Below are 18070 nucleotides of genomic sequence, written 5' to 3'. Positions count from 1 at the left end.
TGATTTCCGTCCCAGGCAAAAAAAACCGGGTATTTTACCCGGTCTTTGCGCTGCACCCGTTCTTAGGCGGTGCCGCCGACTGTCACGCCATCCAGGCGCAGGGTCGGCTGGCCGACGCCGACCGGCACGCTCTGCCCCTCCTTGCCGCACACGCCGACACCCGGGTCGAGCTTCATGTCGTTGCCAATCATGGTGATGCGGTTCATCACGTCCGGGCCGTTGCCGATCAGGGTGGCGCCCTTGACCGGATAGGTCACCTTGCCGTCTTCGATCATGTAGGCCTCGGAAGCCGAGAACACGAACTTGCCGTTGGTGATGTCGACCTGGCCGCCGCCGAAGTTGACCGCGTAGATGCCGTTCTTCACAGAAGCCAGGATTTCCTGCGGATCCTTGTCGCCGCCCAGCATATAGGTGTTGGTCATGCGCGGCATCGGCAGGTGCGCGAACGACTCGCGGCGCGCATTGCCGGTGACGTTCATCTTCATCAGGCGCGCATTCATGGTGTCCTGGATATAACCCTTCAGCACGCCGTCTTCGATCAGCGTCGTGCACTGGGTCGGGTTGCCCTCGTCGTCGATGTTGAGCGAGCCGCGGCGGTTGGCCAGCGTGCCGTCATCGACCACGGTGACGCCCTTGGCTGCCACGCGCTCGCCGATGCGGCCGGAGAAAGTGGAAGAACCCTTGCGGTTGAAATCGCCCTCCAGGCCGTGGCCGATCGCTTCGTGCAGCAGGATGCCCGGCCAGCCCGGGCCCAGCACCACGGTCATCGGGCCGGCCGGCGCCGGGCGCGAATCAAGGTTCACCAGGGCCGATTTCACCGCATCGGTCGCATACTGGTCCAGCAGCGCGTCGGTGAAATAGCTGTATTCATAGCGCCCGCCACCGCCGGAAGAGCCGACTTCGCGGCGGCCGTTCTGTTCCACGATCACGGTCACCGACACGCGCACCAGCGGGCGGATGTCGGCCGCCAGCACGCCATCGCTGCGCACCACCAGCACTACGTCGTATTCGCCAGCCAGGCCAGCCATCACCTGCACCACGCGCGGATCCTTGGCGCGCGCCATCTTCTCCACGCGTTCGAGCAGCTTAACCTTGGATGCCGCATCAAGCGACACCAGCGGGTCATGCGGCATGTACAGCGAACGGCCGCCGACCGGCGTCATCTTGCCGGCCACCTTGATCTTGCCGGCGCCAGCGCGGGCAATGGTGCGCGTTGCCGCGGCAGCGTCCAGCAGCGCCGCTTCGGAGATCTCATCGGAATAGGAGAAGGCGGTCTTGTCGCCCGACACGGCGCGCACGCCGACGCCCTGGTCGATCGAGAACGAACCGGTCTTGACGATGCCTTCTTCCAGGCTCCAGCCCTCGTTCTTGGTGAACTGGAAGTACAGGTCGGCGTAGTCGACCTTATGGGTGAACATGCTGCCGAGTGCTGTCAGCAGCTTGCTTTCATCCAGGCCAAAAGGCGTCAGCAAGATATCTTTCGCTGCGGCCATGGCGGACAGGTTAGGGTCGAATGGTTTCATATGAGAAGAATTCTTTGAAATGTGCTCTTAGCCGAATTTTAGAGGATTCGGTGCTTCAGCGCTGGCAAGCTCTCGCGCACGCCGTGTACGAAGGCCGGGTCCAGTTCCCCCGTCACGACGCCCTCGCCTTCCGCCAGCACAGCCTTGACCTCGCCCCACGGGTCGATCAGCATCGAATGGCCCCAGGTACGGCGGCCGTTGACGTGCGTCCCGCCCTGCGCGGCAGCCAGCACATAGCACTGGTTTTCGATGGCGCGGGCACGCAACAGGATTTCCCAGTGCGCCTTGCCGGTGGTGTAGGTAAAGGCTGCCGGCACCACGATCAGGTCGAGCGGGCCCATGGCACGGTACAGCTCGGGAAAGCGCAAGTCGTAGCAGACCGACATGCCGACCTTGCCCACTGCCGTCTCGACCGTGCCGACAGCCTTGCCCGGCACGATGGTGCGCGCCTCGTCATAAGACTCGTTTCCCTTAGTGAAGCCGAACAGGTGGATCTTGTCGTAACGGCCAACATGCTTGCCCTGCGGATCGTAGACCAGCGTGGTATTGATGACACGTTCGGGATCGTCGGACGCCAGAGGCAGCGTGCCGCCCAGCAGCCAGATGCCATGCTCGCGCGCCATCGCCGACATGAAGTCCTGGATCGGGCCCTTGCCCAGCGCCTCCGCCCTGGCCACCTTGTCGCTGTCGCTCATGCCCATGATGGCCCAGTATTCCGGCAGCAGCACCAGCTTGGCGCCCTGGGCGGCAGCTTCGCCGATCAGGCGGGCGGCGGTGGCGATATTCTGTTCCACCACGGGGGTGGATACCATCTGGATCGCTGAGACCTTATTGGCTACATTCGTCATGGCGTCGGCTCCTTCGGATTTTCGATCTTGGTGATGACGGGGGCCTTCCACGGCCCGGTCACCTGCATCTGGTAGGTCAGCGCCTTCATTACCGGCGCGCTGAGGAACAGCTGCGCCAGGTAGCTGCCGAGGCCAATCACCGGGTTGACTGCCAGCGCGTACACCAGCGGCGCCGTACCCAGGTTGACCTGCGGGATCACCACCACGCGCAGGTTGGTCGATTCATTGGCGATGTCGGCCGAGCCGTCCATCAGCACCGTGGCCTGCACGCCGTGCATCTTCAGGTTATCGGTCTTGACGATGCCTTGGTTGATGGTGGCGTTGGCGGTGATGCCGTCGAATTGCAGGCCTTCCGAAAACACGTCGTTGAAATCGAGCTTGAGCAGGCGCGGCAAGGCTTGCAGGCTCAACACGCCGAGCAGCTTGGCGGCGCCCGGGTCCTGCTTCAGGAACTGGCCCTTCTCCACGTTCAGCGCCAGCGTGCCGGACAGGCTGGGCAAGTCCATATGGTAGGGCAAGCCCTTCCAGGCGATATCGCCGCTCAGCTTGCCCTTGCCGTTGCGCAGCGTGTCCTTGAAGCCGAAGCGCTCGAGCAGCTTGCCGGCGTCATGGATATCCATATTGAAGTTGAGCGAGGTGTTGTGCTGGCCATCCTTGCTCTGCCAGCGGCCGGTGCCGTTCAATTCACCATCGGCATTGACCAGCGACAGCTTGCTGATGCGCCATTCGCGTGCGGATGTGATCAGCGCGTTGTAGGCATGCAGTTCGAGCTGGCCCAGCGGGCGGTTGAACCATTCCAGGCGCTGCACCTCGATATCCAGCGCCGGGATGGTCGGTGCATTGGTCGAACTTTCCAGCAGATCCTTGACTTCCGCCGCCTGCGATTCGGGCACGATCAGCGACGACAGGCGTGCGGTGACCTTGCCCACGCCCTTGCCGGTCGGCGATTCGTTCCAGGTGATGTAGCCGACCGCCTGCTGCGAATCGATGCTGGCCTGCCACACGCCCTTGCTGTGGGTGACGCCGGCCACCACGTTATCGAGCTTGCGCTCTCCGACTATCAGCTCGGCAGCACGCGCGGCCATGGTTTCCGGCACCACGTACTGCGAGATATCAGCGCCGTCGGCCGCGTCGTGGGCGGCCGCTCCAGCGGCCGGCTCATGCTCGTCCTTGCCGGCGATCTCGGCCGCCAGGTCGATCCAGTCATCCACGTTCAGCGACTTCAGGCTGGCATTGATCATCATTCCGCTGTCCGGTTCCGGCGCCGGCAGGTTGACGCCGATGCCGCCGTTGACCAGCTTCCACGGGCCTTTGTTGACGCGCTGGCGATGGTAGCGCGCTGCGTAGGCGCTGCCCAGCGTCACGCGGATATCGTCGCGCGCCACGCCCTGCTCGTTGGCGCTGCCGCCGTTGAGCTGGAAATGCAGCGGCATGCTGTCGGCCGCGGCTTTCTTCAGCGGCGCCGGGAAGTCCAGGCTCGCCCCCTGCATGCTCGAATCGATCGCCACTTCGTACTTGTGGTCCCGAGCCGTGACCAGCCCGCTGAACCTGGCGCCGCCGCCAAGGTGGTTGGCAAGGCGCTGCACCGCGGCGTTCGGGTACTGCTTGCGCAACCCGTCCACCGTCGCCGTGCCGCCCAGGCGCACCTGGATGCTGCCATCCTTCTGGCTGCCGCCGCTCACCGACAGCGGGCCGCCCAGCAAGGTGCCGGCCAGGTTGTTCAGGTTGACGCCCTTCTCATTGAATTCGATCTTGCCGGTAGCGCCGGCCACGGTTGGCATGTCATGCCACAGCAGCACGTCGTTGCCCTGCAGTTGCAGGCTGCCCTGCACCCTGGCGTCGATGATGTGCGACAGCGGCAAGTGCAGGCTGAGCGCCAGCCTCGCATTGCCGCTGGCCGTGGTTTCCTCGGTGAAGTGGCCGATCCACTCCAGCACCGGGCTGGCCGTGACGTACTTGAGGAAGTCCTGCATCGCGCCGGCAGCCGTGCCGTCGATGTCGAGCATGCTGTCGTGGGTGCCCAGGTCGGGAATCACCGCCTTCACATTGGAGAGCGCGACGCCCAGGGTGCGTGCGGTGTCGGCCTTGATCTCCATGCGGGCGCGGTCGAACACGATGCTGCCGCGGATCTTTTCCGCCAGCGGCCAGACCGGAGTCTTGCCATCCTTGGCAAAATAGCCCGGTTCATAGTTGAGGCGGCCGTCCACGATGCGGCCTGCCACGCGGAATTCGCCCTTGGCCTTGTCCGGCGAGCCCTCCTTGAACGGGAAGTGCGACAGGTCGCCGCGCAGGCGCAGCGAAGTCTCCTGCAGCATGCCGTCTTCCAGCGCGCCCACCAGCCACTGGCGGGTGTGCTCCGGCGTCTGCTTCGGCAGGTAGCGGCCGATGCGGTTGATGGTGAAGTTGTCGATGCTGCCGGTGAAGTCGGACACGCCGGGGCCTTTGGCGCCCGGGCCACGCGGCAAGCTGTGGCTGCCGGCCAGCCTGAGGTTCATGCCCTCCTGCACCAGGTCCAGCTGCTCCAGCTTGAGCGCGAGCTGCCTGGCATCGGCCAGCGACCAGCTGCCGTTCAGCTTGAACTGCTCGAATTCCATTGGCTCGTCGTCGAACCAGGCCGGCATCGCCAGCGTGAAGCCGGGCGCATCGAAGGCCACGCTGCCGCCCTGTTCGCCGGCTTCGACATGGCCGCTCAGTTTCGCGAAGCCGGGAATGTCGGGCAGCGCCGGCATCGGCAGGGCCTTGGCCGAACGCGGCACGGCGGGACGCGCAGCCAGCGCCTCCATGCCCAGCGCGTCCAGGTCCGCCTTCAGCTTGTAGTCCCTGGCTGCCGACAACGGGCCGCGCCATTCAGCCACCAGGTTGCGCACGCGGCCGCGCGGCGCAGCTTCCGCCAGCAGGTCGCGCTGCACTTGCGGCAGCGGCAGGCGGGTGGCCAGTTCGGACAGGATTTCCAGGTCCAGCGCGGCAGCCTTGACTTCGGTCCAGGACGGCTGCTGGGCGGCCGTCACGTGGCGTGCCGAGGCGGTGGTCGGCGCCAGCTCGACGCCGTCGCGCGTGCGCAGCGTCACGTCTTTCAATTCCAGCGAGCGCGTGATGGCAGCCGGCGTGCCGGGCGTGGCCACCAGGGTGGCGGCATGTTCCTCGCTGGCGGTCACGCGCCCGCGCAGGGCCGCAACGTCCAGCTGCGGCAAATCCTTGCCCAGGGTGGCCACCACATTGTCCAGTGCGACGTCGGCCGTGATGGCCGCCGGGCGCGCATTATCGATGCTCAGCCAGGCCCGCACGCCGCCGCTGGCGGACTGCACGTCAAGCTTGCCGGGCAGGTAAGGCTTCCAGCCCGCCAGGTCGGCATGGCGCAGTTCCGCATACACCTCGCCCTTCCAGTGCTTGACGTCCGAAATACGGGAAAACGGCTGGTGGCTGAAATCGGCGCGCACATCGAGCGGCGCCGCCATCGCGGCCGGCGGCGTGGCCTTGAAGGCAAACTGGTGGCGGCGCCACTTGTTCAGCATCAGGGCCGTGACATTCTCGAGCTGCAGTGGCGCGCTGCCGCGCTGCAGGTCGGTCCAGACGATGCGGCCGTCGCGCACCACCACCTCGCGTTGCGACAGCAGCCAGTCGGCGCTCTTGCCATCGCCCTTCTTTTCCAGGTCGATGTAGATGCCGGCGGCGTACAGCTTGCCATCGGCCTCGCGCCGCACGGCGACTTCGGGGCGGTGGAATTCCAGCGATTCAAAACGCAGGCCGCCGGCCGGCACGCTCCACCACGACAGCGTGGCCGACACGCTCGGCAGGTGCAGCGCCTGCTGGCCGCGCGCGTCACGCATGACCACGTCGCCCAAAATCAGTTGCGGGCGCAGGCCCTTCCAGGAAGCGTAGATGCGGTCGATCGCCACCGGGTTGCCGACCGCCTGGGTGGCCAGGCGTTCGATGTCGGGCTTGTAATGGTCGATATTCGGCAACACCACCCAGCGCAGGGCCAGGAACACGATGGTGAAGGCGAAATACAGCAGCAGCACCAGCTTGATGGTGAAGCCGAGGACGTGATGGGTAGCCAGGTTCCAGAAGCGATAGGCGGCCTGCAGGCGATGCCAGCGCTCCTTGAGCGGGGCCTCGACTGCCTCGATCTGCTCTACCAGGTTGTCCTTCAATACGCTCAAGCCAGGCCCTTATCAATACAGCATTTTACCGCACTGCCCCGTTAAACTATGTTCCAATAGGCACGGTTTCGCAGGCTTTTTACACTCTCTAACATCTGTCAATGAGCACTTCCGCACTCGTTTCCGCATCCCGCTTTTACCAGCGCTGGCTGGCTGCCGATCCCTCCCGCCAGGGCAAAATAGATGCTCTAGCGCAATTATCGCTTGCCACGCTGAACTTTGCCGATGTTTTGGCAAACGAGCAGGGCGACCTGCCGCTGGCACGCGGCATGCGCCGCCTGCGCAACCTGGTGCTGGCCACCCTGATCCGGCGCGACCTGGAGGGCAAGGCGGACCTGGACGAAGTGGTCACCACCATGACCAGGCTGGCCGACTTCGTGATCGAGCGCCACCTGGCCGAGCTGGACGCGGCCATGCGGGCAGCGCACGGCGTGCCGATGGGCGCCGAATCGGGCGCAGAGCAGCACTTGATGGTGCTGTCGATGGGCAAAGGCGGCGGCGGCGAGCTGAACGTGTCGTCCGACATCGACCTGATCTTCGTCTATCCGGAAGACGGCGAAACTGCGGCCGGTGCCGGCCAGCGCCAGCTCTCCAACCATGAGTATTTCGTCCGCCTCGGCAAGCAGCTGATTGCCGCTATCGCGGAAATCACGGAAGACGGCTTCACTTTCCGGGTCGATATGGCGCTGCGTCCGAACGGTGCTTCCGGCCCGCTGGCGGCCAGCCTGGGCATGGTGGAAAACTACCTGATCGTGCAAGGCCGCGAATGGGAACGCTATGCCTGGGTCAAGGCGCGCGCCGTCACCGGCCGCGCGCAAGACATCGCAGCCCTGGACGCCATCGTGCGCCCGTTCTGCTTCCGCCGCTACCTCGATTTCGGCGTGATCGACGCCATCCGCTCCATGCACGCCCAGATCCGTGCCGAGGTGGCGCGCCAGGAAAGGCTGCACCCGGAACGCAGCCACAACGTCAAGCTGGGCCGCGGCGGCATCCGCGAAATCGAATTCCTGGCCCAGGTCTTCCAGTTGATCCGCGGCGGGCGCGATCCCGAGCTGCGCGGCCGCTCCACGCGCGGCACCTTGCGCCAGTTGCCGGAAAAAGGCTTGCTGGGCGCCGACGTGGTCGCACGCCTGATGGACGCCTACACCTTCCTGCGCAATCTCGAGCACCGCCTGCAATACCTCGACGACGCCCAGACCCACACCCTGCCGCCGAACGAGGCCGACCGCCTGGCCGTGGCGCAGATGATGGGCTTGCCTGACGTCGCCACCCTGCTGGCTGAAATGGATTCCCGCCGCCAGTACGTCGCCGAGCAATTTGACGCCATCTTCGCCGACAAGAGCGGCAACGGCAGCGAAGATGTCGATCCCGCCACCAGCAATGAATGCGCCGATCCCGATAACCGCGAAGCCATCGAAGCACGCTTTGCCAGCCTCGGCTACGAAGACCCGGCCGCCGCAGCCCAGCGCCTGATCGCCACCTGGCAAGCACCCAAGCTGGCCACCCTGCCCGACGCCAGCCGCCAGCGCCTGGTGGCCCTGGTCAACGCCGCCCTGCCGCAGATCGCGCGCGCCGCCGAGCGCAACAGCGCAGGCAACCAGCTTGGCACGCTGGGCCGCCTGCTCGACTTCCTGGAAGCGATCTCACGCCGCTCCTCCTACCTGTCGCTGCTGACCGAATACCCGCACACGCTGGAACGCGTCATCACCATGATGCACGCCAGCGGCTGGGCCGCCAAATTCCTGACCCAGCACCCGATCCTGCTCGACGAGCTGCTGGACGACCGCATCCTCAGTGCCACGTTCGACCCGGTTGCCGCGGCAGCCGAGCTGGAGCGCCAACTGGCCACCGCCCCCGGCGATACCGAGCGCCAGCTCGACATCCTGCGCGAAGTGCACCACGCCCAGTTGTTCCACCTGCTGGCGCAAGACCTGGCCGGCTCGCTGACGGTGGAAAAGCTGGCCGACCATTTGTCCGCCCTGGCCGACGTGATCGTCGCCGCCGTGGTGAAAGCCGCCTGGCAGACCGTTGCCAAGCGCCATGTGGAAGTGCCCAAGTTCGCCGTGATCGCGTATGGCAAGCTGGGCGGCAAGGAACTCGGCTATGTCTCCGACCTCGACGTGATCTTCCTGTTCGACGATGAAGACCAGGACGCGCCCGGCCTGTACGCCAAGCTGGCGCAACGCTTCATCACCTGGATGACTTCGCACACCCCGGCCGGGATCCTGTTCGACATCGACACCGCCCTGCGCCCGGACGGCGCCAGCGGCATGCTGGTATCGAGCGTCGGCTCGTTTGAAAAATACCAGCAGACTTCGGCCTGGCTGTGGGAGCACCAGGCCCTGACGCGCGCCCGCTTCTGTGCCGGCGACGCCGCCATCGGCCAGCGCTTCGAACAGATCCGCTGCCAGGTGCTGCGCAAGGAACGCCCCGACGCTGCCGCCCTGAAACAGGAAGTGCTGGCCATGCGCCAGAAAATGCGCGACGCCCGCCCCAACCGCAGCGAACTGTTCGATCTCAAGCAGGACGAGGGCGGCATGATCGACATCGAATTCATCGTGCAATACCTGGTGCTGCAGCACGCCGCACAATACAGCGAGCTGACCGGCAACATCGGCAACATCGCCCTGCTGCACCTGGCCGGCCAGCTGGGCCTGGTGGAGGCCACGCTGGCGGGCGCGGTGGCTGACGCCTACCGCGACATGCGCAAGTGGCAACACCAGTTGCGCCTGCAAGGCCAGGACCAGTCCCGGGTGGCGCCGGAGAAAGCGGCATCGCACGCTAAAAATGTGCGCAAGCTGTGGGAATGTATCTTCTACACCACGCCATGAACACCGATTCAGGTGCATTTCAACCAAAATTATTGAGCTTATAACGTCTGCTTCCTAGATTGAAGCGTGCGGCCATGCGACACATGCATGGCCTTTGTGCAACATCTATGGGAGAACAATAGTGAAGCGAATCCTGCCGAAACGCAGTGTCATCGCAGTAGCCTTGACTCTGCCTGTATCGCCATTCCTGCTGGCTCAGGAAGCCAGCGACAAGCCCATCCCCAAAGTCATCGTGACCGGCTCGAACATTGCCCGCATCGAGTCCGAAACCTCGCAGCCGGTGCAAGTCATCCGCCAGCAGGACATCAAGCGTCTCGGCGTCAGCTCGGTCAAGGAACTGATGAACACCCTGACCTCGTCGGACCGTTCCGCCCTCACCGATGCCGGCGGCAGCAACTCCTTCGCCGGCGGCGCCTCGTCCGTGTCGCTGCGCGCCCTCGGCAAGCAATCGACCCTGGTACTGCTGAACTCGCGCCGCGTCGCACCTTATCCGCTGGCCGACTACAACGAGGTGTTCACCAACCTGGACTCGCTGCCGCTTGACGCCGTGGAGCGCGTCGAGATCCTGCGCAACGGCGGCTCGGCCATTTACGGCTCCGACGCCGTTGCCGGCGTGATCAACGTGATTACCCGCTCCGACTTCCGCGGCCTGACGGCCAGCGGCAGCTTCACCCGCTCCGTGGAGCAGCAAATGATACGCAACGGCACCGTCAGCGTGACCGGCGGCATGGGCGACCTCGACACCGACCGCTTCAACGTCCTGGCCAATATCGAGTACTACAAGCGCAACGGCGTGTTCTGGCGCGAAGTGGTGGACGATATCAACCCGACCTACGGCGACTATTTCGGCGCGCTGGCGCCGAAGAGCGGCCAGATGTTCGGCAACCGCGGCCTGCCTTCCACTTACAGTTTCCCGGGCAACCTGATCGGCCAGGGCCCGCTGCCAGGCTGCAGCACCCTGAATGCGGGCGGCCTGTGCATCTACGACCGTTTCAGCCGCTTCCAGGCCCAACCGGGTGCCGAACGTGTCAACAGCCTGATTTCCGGCCGCTTCAAGATCAATGAGGGCACCGAAGGGTTTGCCGAAGTCCTGTACTCGCACACCACTACCGACTACGGCGGTGCCTTCGCCACCTATGGTTCGACCAATCCGGTCGCCGTTTGGGGTGACCCGAGCTCAGGCCAGCAACGCAGCTTTTTCTCTCGCGGCCTGCCGGCCACCCATCCGCTCAACACCAGCGGCGAAGAGCTCGAACTGCGCTACCGCTTCGCCGATGACCCTTCCTACCGCAAGTCGACCAGCGACCAATACCGCGCGCTGGCCGGCATCAAAGGCACGCTGCCGAATAAATGGGATTGGGAGGCGGCACTGGGCGTGATGGGCGGCAAGACCAAGGACCGCAGCCGCGGCGGCTTCTTCAGCGTCAGCGGTTTCAGGCAGGTGATCGGCGAAGACCGCGACCCGGCGCTCTTCCCTGACGCGAACTTCTTCAACCGCGACTACAAGCTGGGCCAGATGAACTCGCCCGACGTGATCGCCAGGCTGTTCCCGGAAAACGGCTACGACGGCAAGATCACGCAAACCTTCATCGATGTGAAGGCTAACGGCCAGGCCGGCAGCATCGCCAATCGCCCGGTCAGTGTCGCGGTAGGCGGCGATGTACGGCATGAAAAGATCCGCATCATGCCGACGGCCAACTTGCTGGCGGGCGATATCGTCAGCAATGGCGCGTCGGCCGCCAATGCCAGCCGCACCAACGAGTCGCTGTTTGCCGAGGTCAGCCTGCCGGTATTGGAGAAGCTTGAACTGATCGGCGCCGCGCGCTACGACAAATTCCCTGGCTTTTCCGGCCGCTTCTCGCCAAAGGTGGCCGCACGCTGGCAAGCCGCGGAATCGTTCCTGTTGCGGGCGACCGTGGAATCCGGCTTCCGCGCACCGAACCTGACCGAGAGCGCACAATCGAGCAAGTTCGCCTTCGATAACGGCGTCACCGATCCGAAACGCTGCGACCAGGCACAGGCCCTGGCCAACGATTTGCGCACCCAGGCCGACGCGTTGCCGCCCAGCGATCCCAATGTTGCACTGCTGCTGGCGCGCGCCGACACGGTGGAAGGCAACGAATGCGCGGCCGGCGTGGCGTCCATCGTGCGCAACAACCCGAACCTGAAGCCGGAAACCTCGCGCAGCGCCACGCTGGGCTTCGTGCTGGAGCCGGTGAAAGGCACCTCGATTGCGCTCGATTATTTCCGTATCGAGCGCAAGAACGAAATCGGCTTGAAGAACACCTCCGAGCTGTTGTCGGCGGAGGACTCCCTGCCAGCGGGCACGATCACCCGCCTGCCCCTCGCGCAGGACACGACCTTCAGCGCCGCCGAACGCGCGACCTATGGCGTGACCGCTGGCCCGCTGGCCTCCACCAACGGCATGTTCGAGAACGTGTCGAAGACCAAGACCAGCGGCGTCGACCTGGGCCTGGCTTCGCGCTTCACGGTACCGGCCGGCCGCCTCGACATCAACGGCAATGCCACCTACCTGATCGACTTGCGCAACTTTGCTCCGACGCGCAATGGCGGCAGTTGGGGTGACAACCTGGCGGGCCGCTATAACTACTCCAAATTCACCGCCAACCTGATGGCGGCGCTGACCACCGGCGCCTACACCAACAGCCTGCGCGCAGTATATTTCAGCCCGCAAAAGCTGCAGGGCGACTACTTCGACGAGGAGTACACCAAGGAAGCTTGCGAAGCGAACGAATGGGGTTCGGGCGTATGCCGTGTCGGTTCCGAAGTGCGCTGGGACTACAACTTCGCCTATAACGGCATCAAGAACCTGACGCTGTCGGTGAATATCCGCAACCTGTTCGACCAGCGCCCGCCGCTGGACCTGAAGGCCGTCAACCGCGATGGCGGCGGCATCGTCCCGCAAAACCTGGATGACGTGGCCGGCCGCCGCATCCGCCTGACGGCAGAGTACCGCTTCTTCTGATCAGGCAGCCATGGGCAGCGCATCGGCCGATGCGCTGCCCAGGAAGCGGCCGCTGCTCACCGCCGGCCGCCGCGCTTCAATCGCATCGGCAAAGAAGACGGCCGGATCGCCATGCAGATCCGCCACATGGCGCTGCAACGCCGGATAAGCCGCCAGTTCCAGTCCCGCCTCGCGCTGCGCCCAGCGCACCACGGCCACCAGGCAGGCATCCGCCACGGTGCGCTTGCAGCCGTCAAGCCACTCCTGGCTAGCCAGCACTTCGTCCAGCGCGGCACAGGCCAGCGCCATGCGCGCCGGGCCGCCATCGAACCCTTCGTGCAGGTAATCCAGCAGCGTGTCGAGCTTGCGCGCCTCCGCCGTGCCGGCACGGTAGCCCAGCAGGTAGCGTTTCTGCTGGCCGATATGGCGCAGGATGCTGCGGCAATCGCGCAGCATCCTGCCGCCCGCCTGCATGACCGGCACCGGCAAGCCCGGCAGGTCGACCCGCACCAGCCGGTACGGCCGGCACAACCATTCAAGGGCGACGATCACGCCGAATGCGCAGCCCTGCGGTGCGCCGTGGTACAGGATGGTTTCCATGTGCTTGCCTCATTGTTCTTGTTGGGGATGAGGCATTGTCTGACTAATATAGGACAATATCCGCCCTGATTTCGTGCCATGATTGCCACATCATGTCGAAACCCGCCATCAAAGCCCTCTCCATCCTCGAACTGCTGCAAAGCCAGCGGCAGATTTCCGGCGCCGACATGTCCGAGCGGCTCGGCATCGACCGCCGTACGCTGCGCCGCTACATCGCCATGCTGGAAGAGCTGGGCATTCCGATCACGGCTGAGCGAGGCCGCTATGGCGGCTACATGCTGGTGCCGGGTTTCAAGCTGCCGCCGCTGATGTTCACCAATGACGAGGCGTCCGCCGTAGCGCTGGGACTGATGGCGGTACGCTCGCTGCGCCTGGCCGATACCGCGCCCTCGGTCGCCAGCGCACAGGCAAAGCTGGAACGCGTGATGCCGCCAGCCCTGCAAGGCAGCGTGCAAGCCTTGCGCGAGACCGCGGTACTCGACACGCCAGAACAGCGCTGGACCTATTCCGGCGCCGCCCGTCCTGCCCTGACCGGCGAACTGACGGCGCTGGCACTGGCCGCGCAGACCCAGCACCGCGTGCGCTTCCGCTACACGCCGCAAGACGGTGAAGCCATGCAGCGCGAATTCGATCCTTACGGGCTGGTGTTCAGCCATACACGCTGGTATGTGGTGGGAATGTGCCGGCTGCGACTGGCAATCCGCTCGTTCCGGCTGGACCGTATTGCGGAGGTGAGCGAAACCGGTGCCGTGTTCGACAAGCCCGACAGCTTTGACGCCGCCGCGCAATTGCAGCACGCCATGGCGACCTTGCCGCGGCCCCTGCCGGTACAAGTACTGTTGCACGCGGACCTGGCCAGCGCCGCAAGGGAAGTCGGCCGCTATATCGGCCCGCTGGCGGAAGTGGAAGGCGGGGTGCGCCTGAAGACAACGACCACCAGCTACAGCTGGTTTGCGCGCCTGCTGGCCTCGTTGAATTTCGATTTCACGATCGAAGGCCCGGAAGAGCTACGCAACGCCGTGCGCGACGAAGCTCGCCGCCTCGCCCGCCTCGCAGGATAAATTCGGGGTCAGGTCTGTCATTTGGACAGCTAGCGCTATCCTTTGATGCCGATCAAGGAGCAAAAGTTGTGCGTTTCGCGTATTGATCAAGATCAAAGGATGTTCGTAGATGTCCAAATGACAGACCTGACCCCGAATTTGCGAATTTGAAAAAAAAAAGCGCCCCGCAGGGCGCTTTCTTGTCGCTGAAGCCAGGAATTACTTGGCGCTCATCAGAGCGACGGTGGTGTCCAGCATGCGGTTGCTGAAGCCCCACTCGTTGTCGTACCAGGACGATACCTTGACCAGCTTGCCCGACACCTTGGTCAGCGTGGCGTCGAAGTTGGACGAGGCCGGGTTGTGGTTGAAGTCGACGGAAACCAGCGGCTCGGTCTGGTAGGTCAGCACGCCTTTCAGTGCGCCTTCCGAAGCTTCCTTCATGATCTTGTTGATTTCTTCAACGGTGGTGTCGCGCTTGGCGATGAAGGACAGGTCGACGATCGACACGTTGATGGTCGGAACGCGGATGGCGTAGCCGTCCAGCTTGCCGTTCAGTTCCGGCAGCACCAGGCCGACAGCGGCAGCAGCGCCGGTCTTGGTCGGGATCATGGACTGGGTGGCGGAACGGGCGCGGCGCAGGTCTTCGTGCATCACGTCGGTCAGCACCTGGTCGTTGGTGTAGGCGTGCACGGTGGTCATCAGGCCGGTTTCCAGGCCGATGGCGTCGTTCAGCGGCTTGACCAGCGGGGCCAGGCAGTTGGTGGTGCAGGAAGCGTTCGAGATCACGGTGTCCGAAGCCTTCAGCACGCCGTGGTTCACGCCGTACACGACGGTCGCGTCAACGTCCTTGCCGCCTGGCGCGGAGATGATCACTTTCTTGGCGCCGCCTTTCAGGTGGGCCGAAGCTTTTTCCTTGGTGGTGAAGAAGCCGGTGCACTCCAGCACCACGTCCACGCCCAGCTCGCCCCATGGGATTTCAGCTGGATTGCGTTGCGCGAACACGCGGATCTTGTCGCCGTTCACGATCATGTTGTCGCCTTCCACCGTGACGGTGCCTGGGAACTTGCCGTGGGCGGTGTCGTAGCGGGTCAGGTGGGCGTTCGACTCGGCGTTGCCCAGGTCGTTAATCGCCACGATCTGGATGTCCTGCTTTTTGCCGCCTTCGTAGAAAGCGCGCAGGACATTGCGGCCGATACGGCCATAACCGTTGATTGCTACTTTGATCGTCATGCTGTTTACTCCTGATGATAGAAATTAGATGACTGCTTTGACTTTTGCCACAACATTGTCGACGGTGAAGCCGAAGTGCTTGAACAGCACGCCAGCCGGTGCGGATTCGCCGAAGGTGTCGATGCCGACAACCGCGCCTTCCAGGCCAACATACTTGTACCAGAAGGCGGTGACACCCGCTTCAATCGCCACGCGTGGCAGGCCCTTGGTCAGCACGGATGCCTTGTAGGCTGCGTCCTGGCGGTCGAACACGTCGGTCGACGGCATGGAAACCACGCGTACCGGGGTGCCGGCTGCCTTCAGTTCGGCGGCGGCTTTCATGGCCAGTTCCACTTCGGAACCGGTGGCGATCAGGATGGCCTTAGCGCCGGCTTCGTCGGACAGCACATAGCCGCCTTTGGCGACGTTGGCGAGGACTTCAGCGGAACGCTCGATGAACGGCAGGTTCTGGCGCGAGAAAATCAGGGTCGACGGGCCGTCGGCGCGCTTTACGGATTCGCCCCATGCGACCATCGATTCGACGGTGTCGGCCGGACGCCAGTTGTCCAGGTTGGGGATCAGGCGCAGCGAGGACACATGTTCCACGGACTGGTGGGTCGGGCCGTCTTCGCCCAGGCCGATCGAGTCGTGGGTGAACACGAACAGGGAACGCTGCTTCATCAGCGCGGCCATGCGCAGCGCGTTGCGGCTGTAGTCGGCGAAGGTCAGGAAGGTCGCGCCGAACGGGATATAGCCACCGTGCAGGGCAACGCCGTTCATGATGGCGGACATGCCGAACTCGCGCACGCCGTAGTTGATGTGGTTGCCCGGCACGCCGGAACGAACGGCGATGCATTCTTTCCAGTTGGTCAGGTTGGAGCCGGTCAGGTCGGCCGAGCCTCCCAGGAATTCAGGCAGGATTGGCGCCAGGGCCTGGATTGCGTTCTGCGATGCCTTGCGGGTGGCGATGGTTTCTTTCTTTTCGACGCAGGCGGCGATGGCGGCGTCCAGGGTTGCCTGGAAGTTGCCTGGCAGTTCGCCCTTCATGCGGCGGGTCAGTTCAGCAGCTTCGGTTGGGTACTGGGCGGAGTACTTGGCGAACATCTCGTTCCAGCTGGCTTCGAATTTCGCGCCCTCTTCCTTGAAGTCCCACGCTTCCTTCACGTCGTGAGGAATGTCGAACGGCTCGGCGCCCCAGGAGATGTACTCGCGCACTGCGGCGATTTCCTTGTCGCCCAGCGGTGCGCCGTGCACCTTGTCGCCGCCTTGCAGGTTTGGCGAGCCCTTGCCGATGATGGTCTTGCAGCAAACCAGGGTTGGCTTGTCGGATTTCTTCGCTTGTTCGATGGCTGCGGACAGCGCTGCCACGTCGTGGCCGTCGACGTTCTTGATCACGTTCCAGCCATAGGACTCGAAACGCTTAGGCGTGTCGTCGGTGAACCAGCCTTCAACCTTGCCGTCGATGGAAATGCCGTTGTCGTCGTACAGGGCGATCAGCTTCTTCAGGCCCAGGGTGCCGGCCAGCGAGCACACCTCGTGCGAGATGCCTTCCATCAGGCAGCCGTCGCCGATGAAGGCGTAGGTGTAGTGGTCGACCACGTCGAAGCCTGGCTTGTTGAATTCGGATGCCAGCAGCCACTCAGCCAGCGCCATGCCGACCGCGTTGGCGATACCCTGGCCCAGCGGGCCGGTGGTGGTTTCCACGCCTGGGGTGTAGCCCACTTCCGGGTGGCCCGGAGTCTTGGAGTGCAGCTGGCGGAAATTCTTGATCTCTTCCATCGGCAGGTCGTAACCCGACAGGTGCAGCAGCGCGTAGTGCAGCATCGAGCCGTGGCCGTTGGACAGCAGGAAGCGGTCGCGGTTGACCCAGGCTGGGTTGGTCGGGTTGTGGCGGTGATGACCGCTCCACAGTGCTACGGCAATCTCAGCCATGCCCATTGGCATGCCTGGGTGGCCGGAATTGGCCTTCTGCACAGCGTCCATTGCCAGCGCACGGATCGCGTTGGCCATTTTGGTGAAAGGGAGCGAAGTTTTCATCGTAGTTCGAGGAAGGTTGAGTATTTGGTGCACTGCGGCAGACGCCGCCTATGGAACCCGATATTTTACCAGAGCGTGACAGCAACGCTTAAAATTGGTGCATTTCAACCTTTCCGAAGTGACCATATGCCCCGTTTCCACGTGCAACAGCCCTTTGCCGCAGGCCAGCAACTGGAGCTGCCAGCCGACGTTGCCCACCATATCAACGTGGTGCGCATGGAGCCGGGCGACACGTTGACCTTGTTCAATGGCGATGGCGGCGAGTATACGGCAGTGTTGACAGATGTGCAAAAAAAGAAAGCTTGGGCGGAGATCAAGGTCTTCGACCCGCGCGAAGCGGAACTGCCGTTTGCCGTGACCCTGGCCCAGGCGTTGCCCGAGGGCTCGAAGATGGACTGGATTATCGAGAAGGCGGTGGAACTGGGCGTGGCCGGCATCCAGCCGCTGGCGGCGCGGCGCTGCGTGGTGCGGCTGTCGGCCGAGCGGGCGGAGAAGAAGCTGGAACACTGGAATGGGATCGTGGTGTCGGCTTCCGAGCAGTGCGGACGCAACCGGCTGGCATCGGTGGCGGCGCCGCTCGAGTTCCGCGAGTGGATTGCGCGGCAGGATTTGCATAAACGCGTGATCCTGACGCCGCGCGCCACGGAGTCGCTGGCGGATTGGGCAAGACACCAGCCGGCGCAGGCGCTCAGCATCATGGTTGGGCCGGAAGGCGGCTTTTCCGATGAGGAGGAGGCTGAGGCTTTGCGGCATGGGGTCCTGCCCTTGTCGATCGGGCCGAGGGTCTTGCGGACGGAGACGGCCGCTTTAGCGGCGGTGTCGATCCTGTCTGCGGCCTGGGGCGGGATCTGAAAACC

10 protein-coding genes are annotated in these 18070 nt (G+C 64.1%); 4 read left to right on the top strand and 6 right to left on the bottom strand.

Going from position 1 to position 18070, the window contains the following annotated elements; all coding sequences use genetic code 11:
* Positions 1-62: 62 nt before the first annotated feature.
* From tldD to ACN9MY_RS08830, 3 genes are read right to left on the bottom strand one after another with little or no spacing between them, the layout of a single operon-like run.
* Entirely contained in the window at positions 63-1523 is a 1461-nt protein-coding gene (gene tldD / locus ACN9MY_RS08840) for a metalloprotease TldD (protein WP_426321757.1), read from the bottom strand.
* Between the two features lie 38 nt (positions 1524-1561).
* Positions 1562-2371 carry a carbon-nitrogen hydrolase family protein gene (locus ACN9MY_RS08835; RefSeq protein ID WP_426169779.1) on the bottom strand — a complete coding sequence of 270 codons (810 nt, stop codon included), beginning with the start codon at positions 2369-2371 and terminating at the stop codon, positions 1562-1564.
* Positions 2368-6531: a YhdP family protein gene (locus tag ACN9MY_RS08830; protein ID WP_426169777.1), complete on the bottom strand. Its 4164-nt coding sequence runs from the start codon at positions 6529-6531 to the stop codon at positions 2368-2370. Before ACN9MY_RS08830 ends, ACN9MY_RS08835 begins: the two co-directional genes overlap by 4 nt.
* Before the next feature lie 101 nt (positions 6532-6632).
* On the opposite strand from ACN9MY_RS08830, the gene glnE reads away from it, so the two are divergent.
* Together glnE and ACN9MY_RS08820 are read left to right on the top strand one after the other, a co-directional pair.
* On the top strand, positions 6633-9362 hold the full coding sequence (gene glnE, locus ACN9MY_RS08825) for a bifunctional [glutamate--ammonia ligase]-adenylyl-L-tyrosine phosphorylase/[glutamate--ammonia-ligase] adenylyltransferase (protein ID WP_426169774.1): 2730 nt from the start codon (positions 6633-6635) through the stop codon (positions 9360-9362).
* A 121-nt stretch (positions 9363-9483) separates the two neighbouring features.
* Positions 9484-12348 (top strand): TonB-dependent receptor plug domain-containing protein, encoded by a 2865-nt coding sequence (locus ACN9MY_RS08820; protein ID WP_426169772.1) that lies wholly within the window; start codon positions 9484-9486, stop codon positions 12346-12348.
* Here the strand turns inward: ACN9MY_RS08820 and ACN9MY_RS08815 are convergent, their stop codons facing one another.
* A complete protein-coding gene (locus ACN9MY_RS08815) occupies positions 12349-12927 on the bottom strand; it encodes a glutathione S-transferase family protein (RefSeq protein WP_426321748.1) in 579 nt (192 codons plus the stop codon).
* A 92-nt stretch (positions 12928-13019) separates the two neighbouring features.
* Between ACN9MY_RS08815 and ACN9MY_RS08810 the strand changes: the two genes are divergently transcribed.
* Complete coding sequence (locus ACN9MY_RS08810) at positions 13020-13988, top strand: helix-turn-helix transcriptional regulator (RefSeq protein ID WP_426169768.1); 969 nt, start codon at positions 13020-13022, stop codon at positions 13986-13988.
* A 198-nt stretch (positions 13989-14186) separates the two neighbouring features.
* Here ACN9MY_RS08810 and gap read toward each other — a convergent pair whose 3' ends face one another.
* Positions 14187-15197 carry a type I glyceraldehyde-3-phosphate dehydrogenase gene (gap, locus tag ACN9MY_RS08805; RefSeq protein ID WP_426169765.1) on the bottom strand — a complete coding sequence of 337 codons (1011 nt, stop codon included), beginning with the start codon at positions 15195-15197 and terminating at the stop codon, positions 14187-14189.
* Positions 15198-15221: 24 nt separating this feature from the next.
* The gene (gene tkt, locus ACN9MY_RS08800) at positions 15222-17213 is read right to left on the bottom strand and encodes a transketolase (protein WP_426169762.1); all 1992 of its coding nucleotides are present in this window, start codon (positions 17211-17213) and stop codon (positions 15222-15224) included.
* Positions 17214-17339: 126 nt separating this feature from the next.
* On the opposite strand from tkt, the gene ACN9MY_RS08795 reads away from it, so the two are divergent.
* Positions 17340-18065: a 16S rRNA (uracil(1498)-N(3))-methyltransferase gene (locus ACN9MY_RS08795; RefSeq protein WP_426337150.1), complete on the top strand. Its 726-nt coding sequence runs from the start codon at positions 17340-17342 to the stop codon at positions 18063-18065.
* Positions 18066-18070: the final 5 nt, after the last annotated feature.

It is taken from the genome of Pseudoduganella sp. R-31 (genome assembly GCF_049913235.1).
Classification (GTDB): domain Bacteria; phylum Pseudomonadota; class Gammaproteobacteria; order Burkholderiales; family Burkholderiaceae_D; genus Rugamonas.
The sequence above is the reverse complement of the archived record's forward strand: the minus strand, read 5'-3'. Positions and strand labels throughout refer to the sequence as shown.